The sequence below is a fragment of the Maledivibacter sp. genome (assembly GCA_025210375.1).
Taxonomy (GTDB): domain Bacteria; phylum Bacillota; class Clostridia; order Peptostreptococcales; family Caminicellaceae; genus JAOASB01.
Map to the genome: position 1 here is coordinate 137,657 of JAOASB010000052.1, position 12,133 is coordinate 149,789.

Annotated in this window: 13 protein-coding genes; all 13 read left to right on the top strand. The window is 35.9% G+C overall.

What is annotated here, in order from left to right:
* The first annotated feature begins 56 nt into the window (after nucleotides 1–56).
* The 13 genes from rho (at nucleotide 57) to N4A68_18310 (ending at nucleotide 12,115) form a co-directional block, all read left to right on the top strand.
* Nucleotides 57–1,439: a transcription termination factor Rho gene (rho, locus tag N4A68_18250; GenBank protein MCT4566239.1), complete on the top strand. Its 1,383-nt coding sequence runs from the start codon at nucleotides 57–59 to the stop codon at nucleotides 1,437–1,439.
* A 157-nt stretch (nucleotides 1,440–1,596) separates the two neighbouring features.
* On the top strand, nucleotides 1,597–1,797 hold the full coding sequence (gene rpmE, locus N4A68_18255; GenBank protein ID MCT4566240.1) for a 50S ribosomal protein L31: 201 nt from the start codon (nucleotides 1,597–1,599) through the stop codon (nucleotides 1,795–1,797).
* A 92-nt stretch (nucleotides 1,798–1,889) separates the two neighbouring features.
* A complete protein-coding gene (locus N4A68_18260) occupies nucleotides 1,890–2,468 on the top strand; it encodes a thymidine kinase (GenBank protein MCT4566241.1) in 579 nt (192 codons plus the stop codon).
* Nucleotides 2,469–2,951: 483 nt separating this feature from the next.
* Nucleotides 2,952–3,896 (top strand): DUF1385 domain-containing protein, encoded by a 945-nt coding sequence (locus N4A68_18265; protein MCT4566242.1) that lies wholly within the window; start codon nucleotides 2,952–2,954, stop codon nucleotides 3,894–3,896.
* Complete coding sequence (gene prmC / locus N4A68_18270; GenBank protein MCT4566243.1) at nucleotides 3,893–4,756, top strand: peptide chain release factor N(5)-glutamine methyltransferase; 864 nt, start codon at nucleotides 3,893–3,895, stop codon at nucleotides 4,754–4,756. Before N4A68_18265 ends, prmC begins: the two co-directional genes overlap by 4 nt.
* 111 nt (nucleotides 4,757–4,867) lie before the next feature.
* Nucleotides 4,868–5,935 (top strand): peptide chain release factor 1, encoded by a 1,068-nt coding sequence (prfA, locus tag N4A68_18275; GenBank protein MCT4566244.1) that lies wholly within the window; start codon nucleotides 4,868–4,870, stop codon nucleotides 5,933–5,935.
* Between the two features lie 297 nt (nucleotides 5,936–6,232).
* Nucleotides 6,233–7,378 (top strand): cation:proton antiporter, encoded by a 1,146-nt coding sequence (locus N4A68_18280; protein MCT4566245.1) that lies wholly within the window; start codon nucleotides 6,233–6,235, stop codon nucleotides 7,376–7,378.
* A 154-nt stretch (nucleotides 7,379–7,532) separates the two neighbouring features.
* On the top strand, nucleotides 7,533–8,264 hold the full coding sequence (locus N4A68_18285) for a ZIP family metal transporter (GenBank protein ID MCT4566246.1): 732 nt from the start codon (nucleotides 7,533–7,535) through the stop codon (nucleotides 8,262–8,264).
* Nucleotides 8,265–8,432: 168 nt separating this feature from the next.
* The gene (locus N4A68_18290) at nucleotides 8,433–9,485 is read left to right on the top strand and encodes an L-threonylcarbamoyladenylate synthase (GenBank protein ID MCT4566247.1); all 1,053 of its coding nucleotides are present in this window, start codon (nucleotides 8,433–8,435) and stop codon (nucleotides 9,483–9,485) included.
* Nucleotides 9,486–9,602: 117 nt separating this feature from the next.
* Nucleotides 9,603–10,064 (top strand): low molecular weight protein arginine phosphatase, encoded by a 462-nt coding sequence (locus N4A68_18295; GenBank protein ID MCT4566248.1) that lies wholly within the window; start codon nucleotides 9,603–9,605, stop codon nucleotides 10,062–10,064.
* Between the two features lie 71 nt (nucleotides 10,065–10,135).
* Complete coding sequence (rpiB, locus tag N4A68_18300; protein ID MCT4566249.1) at nucleotides 10,136–10,585, top strand: ribose 5-phosphate isomerase B; 450 nt, start codon at nucleotides 10,136–10,138, stop codon at nucleotides 10,583–10,585.
* 19 nt (nucleotides 10,586–10,604) lie between these two features.
* Complete coding sequence (upp, locus tag N4A68_18305) at nucleotides 10,605–11,234, top strand: uracil phosphoribosyltransferase (protein ID MCT4566250.1); 630 nt, start codon at nucleotides 10,605–10,607, stop codon at nucleotides 11,232–11,234.
* A 440-nt stretch (nucleotides 11,235–11,674) separates the two neighbouring features.
* Nucleotides 11,675–12,115, top strand: a complete 441-nt coding sequence (locus tag N4A68_18310; GenBank protein MCT4566251.1) for a cytidine/deoxycytidylate deaminase family protein — start codon at nucleotides 11,675–11,677, stop codon at nucleotides 12,113–12,115.
* Nucleotides 12,116–12,133 lie beyond the last annotated feature (18 nt).

Below are 12,133 nucleotides of genomic sequence, written 5' to 3' on the forward strand. Positions count from 1 at the left end.
CTGAAGAGGTATGACTACATCTTCAATCTTAATCTCAATAATGCGGAGGTGCAAATTTGGACTTAGTACAATTGGAAAGTAAAAAGCTATCGGATCTAAGGGAAATTGCTAGAAAGCTAAATATTAAAGGCTATTCAAAATTTAAAAAGAATGAGCTTATGAATGTTATTTTAGAAAACTCAAAGGATAAGAAAACTGATAGTACAGATGATAAGGGAGCTAATGATAATCAATCTAATGACAAGCAAGCTAAGAAGATGGATAAAAATATTTCAAGGCAAAAGCTGCCGGAGAAGATTAATGATGAAATCAAGAGGAATAATGAAGCTGATGTAGTAGAAGGTGTTCTAGAGATAATGCCCGATGGTGGATTTGGATTTCTGAGATTTCACAATTTTTTATCAAGTGAATTAGATGTATATGTTTCTCCTTCTCAAATAAGAAAATTCAACTTAAAAACAGGTGATAAGGTATCGGGAATTACCCGACCAGCCAAAAGCAGTGAAAAATTTAGGGCTCTTCTCTATGTTCAGAAAGTAAACGGTGATGCCCCAGAAGTTGCTGCTAAAAGACCTAACTTTGAAAATCTTACCCCTATTTATCCAAATGAAAGAATAACTTTAGAAGCTAATTCATCGGATCTTTCAATGAGACTCATTGATTTTATAGCTCCTATTGGAAAAGGGCAAAGAGGTATAATAGTGGCTCCTCCAAAGGCAGGAAAAACTATTTTACTACAGAAAATTGCCAAAAGCATATCTTTAAATTACCCTAAGGCTGAAATTATAGTTCTTTTAATCGATGAAAGACCAGAAGAAGTTACGGATATGAAACGTTCCATAGATGCGGAGGTTATATACTCTACCTTTGATGAGCTTCCAAATCATCATATAAAGGTTGCAGAGATGGTATTAGACAGAGCCCAAAGACTTGTTGAACAGAAAAAAGATGTAGTTATTCTTTTGGATAGTATCACTAGGCTTGCAAGGGCCTACAACTTAACAATACCTGCTACTGGTAGAACTTTATCCGGTGGGCTTGATCCTGCGGCCCTTCATAAACCAAAGAGATTTTTTGGAGCTGCTAGAAACATAGAAGAAGGTGGAAGCTTAACTATATTAGCCACTGCATTAGTTGAGACAGGCAGTAGAATGGATGATGTAATCTTCGAGGAATTTAAGGGAACAGGAAATATGGAGCTGCATCTAGATAGAAAGCTATCGGAAAAGAGAATCTTCCCAGCTGTGGATATTAAAAAATCCGGTACTAGAAGAGAGGAATTACTTCTTAGTCAAAAAGAGCTTGGAACAATATGGAATATAAGAAGGGCTATGAGCAATAACCCTACATACGAAGTTACGGAGGCTATAATCAATCAACTAATAGCCACAAAAAATAATAATGAATTTATGGAAATAATGAGTAAGAAGATATTATAGGCTTATACACATTCCAGTCAAAACTTTGATTTATACATCAAAATATGTTTAAACAAACCTTGAATAATCAAGATAAATATGCTAAAATATAATGGTTGACATTTGCATAAAATATTATTAATATATAGAGAGAAACTTAATGAAAGAGGTGAAACCCATGAAGACAGGAATCCATCCAAAATACGACAAATGTACAGTAAGATGTGCTTGTGGTAATACATTTGAAACTAAATCAGTTAAGGATGAAATCAGATTAGAAATTTGTTCTGAATGCCATCCATTCTACACAGGAAATCAAAAAACTGTAGAGCGTGGCGGAAGAGCAGAGAAATTCAAGAAAAAATACGGCATGAAATAATAAAAATGTTCTAAGAAGATTTTGAGGTTAGAGATAAATTTCTCTAACCTTATTTTATATTGTTAAAATGTGAAAAAGGGAGGACAAGTAACATGTATGGACCTAATCACCATGGATGGATAGAAGTTGTAGTAGGACCAATGTATAGTGGGAAGAGTGAAGAACTCATAAGAAGATTAAAACGAGCTGAGATTGCAAAACAGAATGTGATAGTATTCAAACACTCCATCGATGACAGATATTGTAAGAAAAATGTTGTGTCCCATAATGGGTCTAAGATAAACGCAATAAATATATGTGATCCACAGGATATATATAAATACATAGATGACGATACCCAGGTGGTTGGGGTAGATGAGGTTCAATTTTTTGATGAAGAAATAATAGATATAATAAAGGATTTAGCCGATAAAGGTAAAAGAGTAATAGCAGCAGGATTGGATATGGACTTTCGTGGAGAACCCTTTGGACCAACACCAAAGCTTATGGCAATTGCAGAATTTGTAGACAAGCTGAGTGCTATATGTATGACATGTGGAAATCCAGCCCACAGAACCCAAAGACTAATAAATGGAAAACCGGCAAAATATTCTGATCCCATAGTTCTCGTAGGAGCTACAGAAAGCTATGAGGCTAGATGTAGATTGCACCATGAAGTACCTAGGGATTAGGAGTAAAAAGTTATGGATACATAATTTTGATAGTTATTAATAATAACTAAATATATATAGTACTATGACAATGTTGAAGCTTGTTATGGTACTTTTTTATTTTCAAGACTTGAAAGAATGACCCTGGAACTTGCAACCTGCAACTTGGAACCTGTAACTTAAAACGCATCGTCACACGCTTTTGCCCCTCATTGATTAGAAACTAAAATTAATGTATAATGGAGTGATAGATTAATATAAACATAAACAACTTCAAAGTTTAATATATTTTAAGTCTTAATGTTGTTTATCAAGGAAATTGCATAACTCTTACTTGGCACAATTGCATATGCAAATATCATCCTTAATTTAATTACTTAAGATATAAGCATATTTGGTGGTATAGCTTTGAAGATCTTTAAACTACATGGAGTAGATTGTTTTTATAGAAAGTAATTATGCAATTTGCTCTATCTATACTAAACCCTAAAAGAAGGAGAAAATATGGAATTGAAAGATAAAGCCAAAAGAATACAGCCCGGGGCTGTAGGTGGGCAGGCCTTGATTGAAGGTGTGATGATGAAGAGTCCCCATGGTATTGCCATGGCTGTTAGAAAATCCGATGGTGAAATAGTAATAAAGAAAGAGCCCATAGGTAAAATAGAAAAATCTCCCCTTTATAAGGTGCCTATTATCAGAGGAATAATAGCCTTTTTTAATTCAATGGTAGTGGGGGTAAGGGCCATAACCTATTCGGCAGAAGTTTTTGAAGAAATAGATAGTGAAGTAGAAAAAGGTAAATTTGAGAAATGGCTTGAAGAAAAATTTGGAGATAAATCAGATGATATAATCACTTACTTTTCTGTGGCATTGGCTATAGCGATGGCTTTAGTAATCTTTATGTTTATACCTACCTTTCTAATCAATTTTTTAAAAACTAGATTCTCGAATCAAGTAGTACTCAGTGGATTTGAAGGAATTTTGAAAATTTTTATGTTCATTGGATATATTATACTTATATCTAGACTTAAGGAAATAAGAAGAGTTTTTGAATATCATGGTGCAGAACATAAAGTGATCTTCTGCTATGAGAGTGGAAAATCATTAACTCCAGAAAATGCTAGGGAGTTCACAACTCTTCATCCAAGGTGTGGGACTAGTTTCTTAGTTTTTGTAATGGTCATTAGCATAGTTTTGTTTTCCTTTATAGGATGGGAAAGTCCAGTGCAAAGAGTGCTTACTAAGCTGGTATTACTTCCTTTAGTTGCAGGGATTTCCTATGAAATCATAAAGATAGCAGGAAAGAGTAAGTCAAAGCTAGTGGGTATACTGAGCTACCCAGGGCTGATGCTCCAGAAGCTTACCACTAAGGAACCCGATGATAAACAGTTGGAGGTAGCTATTGAAGCTTTAAAAAATGTATTAGTAGATGGGGATTTGGACATATGATAACTATTCATAAAGCTTTACAAGAAGCTAGCAAGAAATTGGAACACAAGGCAGGTACACCATTATTGGATGCCCAAGTTATACTTTGTCATGTGTTAAGGGTTGATAGATTATATCTTATAGTAAATAAAGAAAGAGTATTGACTAATGAAGAGATATGTAAATATAATGGAATGATTGAGAAAAGGCTTTATGGAGTCCCGGTGCAATATATAATAGGCAGGCAAGAGTTTATGGGACTGGATTTTTATGTGGAGGAAGGAGTGCTGATTCCAAGACCAGATACTGAGATATTAATAGAGAAGGTCTTAGACAGCATAGACAAGGAATCCATATGCAGTATTGTGGACATAGGGACCGGTAGTGGTGCCATAACTATTACCTTGGCAAAATATATTAGAAATTCCCATGTTTATTCAATAGATATATCTAAAAAGGCGTTAGACATAGCTAGAAGAAACGCTGAAGAGCATGATATGTTGCCTAAAATAAGCTTTTTAAATGGAAGCTTGTTTGATCCATTAAGTAATATGGGCATAGAGGGTAGGATAGATGTCTTAGTCTCAAATCCCCCCTATATACCTACCGATGATATAGAAAATCTTCAAATAGAAGTATCTAAGTTTGAACCTAGAATTGCATTAGATGGTGGAAAAGATGGATTAGATTTTTATAAAGAAATAATAAATAGGGCTCCAAAGTATTTGAGGCAGGGTGGATTTATGGCCTTGGAAGTTGGCCATGACCAAGCAAGAAGGGTTATGGAGCTAATGGAGGAGAAAAATAGATATATAGATATTGAAATAACTAAGGATTTAGCAGGAATTGAAAGAGTAGTAAGTGGGAAAATAAAGTTCTAAGTTTTAGAGTCGACCTAATTGGTTTTTGAAGCAAATGAAAAAAGATTGACCAGAATCCTAGAACTTGGAACTTAGAATTTGGAACCTAGAACTTTAATATGGGGTGATATTATGTTTGATAAGTTGAATTTTATAGAAGAAAAATTTGAAGATTTGGGTAAAAAAATATCTGATCCAGAGATAATTAGTGATCAGCCAACATGGCAAAAGCTTATAAAGGAGCATGCTTCTCTCAAGCCTATAGTAGATAAATATAGGGAGTATAAGGAAGTTAAATCAGGCATCGAAGAAGCTAAGGGGATTTTAAAAGAAAGCAAGGATGAAGAATTAAGAGAAATGGCTAAAATGGAGCTTGAGGAATTAGAGGATAGAGTGGAGCCCCTAGAAGGTGAACTGAAAATACTTCTAATACCTAAGGACCCAAATGATGAAAAAAATGTTATTGTAGAAATAAGAGCAGGGGCTGGAGGAGACGAAGCTGGCTTATTTGCGGGAGAATTACTCCGATTATATTCAAGATATGCTGAGAAGAATCGTTGGAAAACAGAAATGATGAGCAGCAATGAAACTGGGGTAGGGGGAATCAAGGAAGTAATATTTATGATTAAGGGTAATGGAGCTTATTCAAGGCTCAAGTATGAGAGTGGTGTTCATAGGGTGCAAAGGATACCATCTACTGAGTCAGGGGGAAGAATCCATACATCTACAGCCACGGTTGCAGTTCTTCCAGAAGTCGATGATGTAGAAATAGAAATTAATCAAAATGATTTGAGGGTGGATGTATTTAGGTCTTCAGGTAATGGAGGACAAAGTGTTAATACTACGGATTCAGCCGTAAGGATTACCCATTTACCTACTAATACAGTTGTGACATGTCAGGATGAAAAATCACAGCTTAAAAATAAAGAAAAAGCTATGAAGGTTTTAAAAGCAAGACTTTATGATACTATTATGGCGGAACAAAATGCAGAAATAGCAGAGGAAAGAAAGAGTCAGGTTGGTACAGGGGAAAGAAGTGAGAAGATCAGAACCTATAACTATCCTCAAAGCCGTGTAACTGATCATAGAATAAATCTGACCTTATATAAACTTAGTCAGTTCTTAGAAGGTGAAATCGATGAAGTAGTAGATGCACTGATAACTACTGATCAAGCAGAAAAACTAAAGAAACTAAGCTAAGGCAGATAAAAAAATAAACTAAATATCTTACTCATCCTTTTGATCATTTTTTCAAGAAGCGCCTTAATTTTTAGGCGCTTTCATTGTACATGAGTACCTGTGAATCCAAGTATAACAGTATAAATATTAGAAATTTTTTAAAAATTTATTGCAAAAAATAATTAAGAGGAGTATACTAAAAAAAATGAATGACTAAGGGAAAAGAAGGTGTGAAAATGCTGGATGTTAGTGTGACAAAAACATAACTACTCCTTTCTGATTAATTTAAATAAAATTAATTTGAAGGGAGTTTTTAAAGTGGAATCTAAATTTGCATTTTTACTTCATATAGGGATAATACTACTAGCCGCTAATATCGGTGGTATTATAAGTAAAAGATTTAAACAACCCGCTGTCCTAGGGCAGATATTGGCAGGATTAGTTTTAGGAATGGGAATTATAGAAAAAACCGATACCATTAGTCATTTAGCAGAAATTGGGGTTATATTCCTAATGTTCATTGCAGGACTTGAGACCGATGTTAATGAATTGAAGGCATCCGGCAAATCATCGTCCATGATAGCTCTCGGAGGAGTTGTCACCCCATTTTTACTTGTAGCTGGGGGTATATACTTTGTCACAGGGAATATGTTATCGAGCATATTTATGGGAGTAATAGCCACAGCTACAAGTGTAAGTATATCTGTGCAAACACTAAGAGAGATAGGTAAAATGAGGAGTAAGCAAGGGATAGGGATATTAGGAGCGGCCATCATAGATGATGTTATTGGTATTGTTTTATTAACAGTAATCATTGGTTTAGTAAAGCCCGGAGCCAATAGTGGACTTTTTCTTGTTGTGGGTAAAATAGTAATTTTCTTTATTTTGACATTTATACTTGGATATATACTTATTAAGATACTGGCAAAAATATCAAAGAGTATAAATATAGAGGATTCAATAGTCGTATATGCCATAATCTTTTGTTTTATACTGGCATATTTCTCTGAAGAACTAGGGGTTGCAGCCATAACAGGGGCATATTTTGCCGGTGTAGTTTTCTCTATGACTTCACATAGACACAAGCTATCCCATGAAGTCAATAAAATATCTTCTGTAATGTTTACGCCTATATTTTTTGTAGCCATAGGACTAGGTGTAGACATTAAATCCGCAATAGGTGCCTTTAGTATAGGAATAATTCTTGTTGTATTAGGTGCATTGGGAAAGGTTATAGGCTGTGGGTTCGGAGCCAAGATATCAGGATTTGAGGGTAAAGAAGCACTACAAGTAGGTATTGGTATGGTTCCACGGGCGGAAGTGGCAATAATCATAGCAAACCTAGGCGTAGCCATGGATGTAATAAGCAAGCAACAATTGGCAGCGGTAATAATGATGGTATTAATAACTACCCTCATTACACCATCTTTACTTAAATGGAGCTTTTCTAGGGCAGAGGCTTAAATCAGCTCAAACACAAGGGGACGGTTCTTCTGTGTCGTTTTTAACGACACAGAAGAACCGTCCCCTTGTGTTTGGCATTAATATGCATTAGCTTTCCTCTTAATTCATATAAATTTATATAGCAAATAAATGAAGAGAAGGAATGGGGAAAGATATGAATAATATTTTGTATATAACGCTTATGGGCTTTGCTGTAGGAGTTATAGGGACTGGTATAGGAGGACTTTTTACACTTGGCTTGGGAAAGCCGGGAAATAGGTGCCTAAGCTTTATTTTAGGATTTTCAGCTGGGATAATGCTCGCCATAGTGTGCTTTGATCTTTTGCCTGAGGCCTTTGAAAAAGCTAATTTTCTAGTTGTTTTGATAGGTATAATAATGGGTGTGCTAATGATTATGTTAATTGACGAAGGACTTCATAGTCATATAAGTAATAGCTTTAGTAATAATAAAAATTTTGTGAAAATGGGAACTTTAATAGGTTTAGGATTAGCTCTGCATAATTTTCCCGAGGGACTGGCCATAGGCTCTGGATTTATGGCAACAAAGGATTTAGGTATTGGAATATCCATTGTGATAGCGTTACATAATATACCCGAGGGTATATCCATGGCTGCTCCAATGAGGGTTGGAGGGATATCGAAGCTCAAGGTAGTGCTATATACGTTTTTAGTTGGGTTGCCAATGGGAGTAGGAGCCCTTGCAGGAGCTTTTTTAGGTGAAATATCAGAGAAATTTATAGCATTTTGTTTAGCCTTTGCAGGAGGGACGATGCTTTATATAACCTGTGGAGAACTCATACCCAATTCAAGTAAGTTGCATATTGGAAGGGCATCTAGTATTGGACTTATGGTTGGATTTATGGTTGGGCTGATTATTACAAAGTAAAGTAACATAAGGGGACGCTTCTTCTAATTTACCCTTAACCTCTACCATAATTTTATGTATAATATATAGGAGTAATTGAAAAACTTGTGTTGAATTAGTTTTACTTAATTTCTTTGCTTATGGGTCAATTGCCATGGCTGGAAGTGAATAAAGGACTGATAACAAATGATAAGAACTAAGATAATTGATATTGATAAAGAAAATATAGACATAGTACAGTTAAAATATGGTGCTGAGATATTAAAAAGGGGAGGGACTGTTACCTTCCCCACTGAAACTGTCTATGGACTAGGGGCAAATGCTCTAGATGAAAGGGCTGTCAAAAAAATATTTGAGGCCAAGGGAAGACCATCGGATAACCCACTTATAATTCATATATCTAAAATCGAGGATATAAATGGGCTGGTAAAGGATTTTCCCAAGAAGGCATATAAGCTAATTGATGAATTTTGGCCTGGGCCATTGACGCTGATATTTAGGAAATCCTCCATAGTACCTAGGATTGTCACGGGTGGATTGGATACTGTGGCCATAAGAATGCCATCACATCCTATTGCTAAGCTCTTAATAGAATTGGCTCAAGTTCCAGTAGCTGCTCCAAGTGCCAATTTATCGGGGAAACCAAGTCCAACAAAGGAAGAACATGTCATAAAGGATTTAAAGGGTAGAGTGGATGCTATAGTATGCGGTGGGGATACTGCTGTTGGGGTGGAGTCTACGGTGCTGGATATAACAACGGATATTCCTATGATTTTGCGCCCCGGGGGAGTAACTAAGGAAGAACTAGAAAGGGTTGTTGGAAGAGTAGATGTTGACCCAGCTTTACAAAAATCTGAAGATAGCCGGCTCATACCCAAAGCACCGGGTATGAAGTATACACACTATTCTCCAAATGCCGATGTTATACTGATAAGTGGGGATATGGATGATGTAATTTTCAATATAGAGAAAATGAGGAAAAATAATGAATGCAAAGGGCTTAAAGTTGGGATAATGGCTACCGATGAAACAAAGGATAAATATAAGGGGGGATTAATTCTTTCCCTTGGTAGTAGAGGTAAATTAGAATCTGTTGCATCGAATCTTTTTAAGACTTTGAGAGAATTTGATGAAAAAGATGTGGATATCATATTGTCAGAAACCTTTGATGAAAAGGACATAGGACAAGCAATAATGAACAGATTAATGAAAGCGGCAGGATATAATATGCTTAAGGTTTAGATTTTTTAGCAGAGATATTTTGATCTAATCTTTGCTATTTTATATATCCTTTGGATTAGTGTGACATGGGGAGCAGTCTCTATATCATATATCCTTAGAGTAAAAGGAGGTATACCAATGAAAACAATTCTATTTGTATGCACTGGCAATACCTGTAGAAGTAGTATGGCGGAGGCTATATTCAAGGAACTTATAAAAGAAATAGATGGTTATGGGGATATAAAGGTATTGTCAGGGGGAACTTATGCTGTACAAGGACAAAAAGCTTCTAAAAATGCAGTAGATGCCTTAAAAGAAAAAAATATTGATTTAAGTAGTCATAGGTCTAAACCCCTTACTAAAGAAATGGTTGAAGAGGCTGATTTGATATTAACCATGACAAAAAATCATAAATTACAAATCATAAATGCCATGCCCCATGTAAAGGAAAGGGTACATACCTTGAAGGAATTTGCCCATGGAAATATGGAGACCATTGATATATCCGATCCCTATGGGGGGAATATAGAAGTATATAAGTCATGCTTCCATGAAATAGAAAATGCATTAAAAGATGTAATTGAAAAATATTATAAATAAAAAAAGGAATATGAAAAAAAGTGTAGAATATATAATAGGTTTATGCTTTTTTAGAAAAGGAGGTACGTAAATTGAAGATAGCAATAGGAAGTGATCATGGTGGCTATAGCTTAAAGGAAGCCATTAAGAAGCATCTAGAGGAAAAGGGAATTGAATATAGAGATTATGGAACTAATACTGGAGAATCAGTTGACTATCCAGAGTTTGGAATGAAAGTAGCAGAGGCAGTTAAAACAGGGGAATGGGACCGGGGAATAGTATGTTGTGGTACCGGGATAGGTATATCAATATCGGCCAATAAGGTTCCAGGCATAAGATGTGCCGTTGTTTCAGATACTTTTTCAGCAGAGATGTCGAGGGCCCATAATAATGCAAATGTTTTAGCATTGGGAGAAAGGGTCATTGGTGTTGGACTAGCATTGAAAATTGTAGATGTATGGCTTGAAAAGGAATTTGAAGGTGGAAGACACGAAAGAAGAGTTGGAAAAATTGGAGATATAGAAATAAAATATTCTAAATAATTGAAGGGAGTTGTTTGTAATGAAAAGGGTTTTTATTATGGATCATCCATTATTGCAGCACAAATTAACATTGATTAGGGATAAAAACACTGGCACAAAGGAATTCAAGGAATTGGTTAAGGAAGTTTCAATGCTGATGGCCTATGAAGTGACAAGGGATTTACCATTGGAAGAAGTTGAGATAGAGACTCCAGTATGTAAGACTAAAACAAAGGTTATTTCAGGTAGAAAATTAGCCATTGTTCCTATATTAAGGGCAGGACTTGGAATGGTGGATGGATTTTTAAATCTGCTTCCAGCGGCAAAAGTAGGGCATGTGGGGCTATATAGAGACCCAGAGACCTTGGAGCCCGTGGAATACTATTGTAAACTACCTACTGATGTACCCGAAAGAGAATTGTTAATTGTAGACCCAATGTTAGCTACAGGGGGATCAGCAAAGGCGGCTATAAGATTTATAAAAGAAAGAGGAGCTACAAATATCAAGCTGGTTTGTTTGATTGCAGCACCCGAGGGAATAGCAGCAGTACATGAGGAGCATCCAGATGTAGATATTTATGTGGCAGCTGTGGATGAAAAACTAAATGATCATGCATACATAGTTCCTGGACTAGGTGATGCAGGAGATAGATTGTTTGGTACCAAGTAGTGAAAAATCCACACTTCCGTGTGGATTTTTAGTTGCAATTTCTAAGTAACTAGGGTCAACGCTATTGGGGCCTAAGGGCAATCAGGGGGACAGTTTTTGTGGTACAGAAGCTAAAAACTTGAAAAACCACAAGAATCGTCTTGCTGGTTGCCTAGGGATCATCCCCAGGGGATAGTGAAAGCATGGCCTAAAACTTAGAACTTGCATCTAGAATAAAAAGGTACAAAATGGCAAGTACTATTTAGAAATATTCTAGAGGAAATGTGAATAATATGTAGAAGGTATTAATATATAGGTATTTATGGACTATGCTTTTTAAGTAACATAGATTTTGTTTCTAAGACCCAAAAGATTAACCTTAAAACTTGGAGCTTATTACTTAGAACTTAGAACTCCAAAGGTGTCATCAGACGTCTTTGGACTAGATTGGAGGAAACTATATGCGACCGGATTGGGACGATTATTTTATGGAAATGGCTGAGGTCGTAAAAACTAGGTCCACTTGCTTAAGGCGAAGGGTGGGTGCAGTTATAGTTAAGGATAAAAGAATACTTGCTACTGGATATAATGGAGCCCCAGCCAATACACCCCATTGCTTAGACATTGGTTGCTATAGAGAAAAGCTAAATATTCCTTCTGGTGAAAGAGCAGAGCTTTGTAGAGGAACCCATGCCGAGCAAAATGCAATGATCCAAGCTGCATACCATGGTGTAAGTATAAAGGGAGCTACCCTATATGTGACCCTGCAGCCATGTGTACTATGTGCGAAAATGGCAATAAATGCTGGTATAAAGGAGATATACTTTAAGGGGAATTATCCAGATAAGCTTTCACTTAAGATACTTGAAGAGGCTAATATCAAGCTTATAAAGTATGACTAAAATCAGTTAAAAATCTGT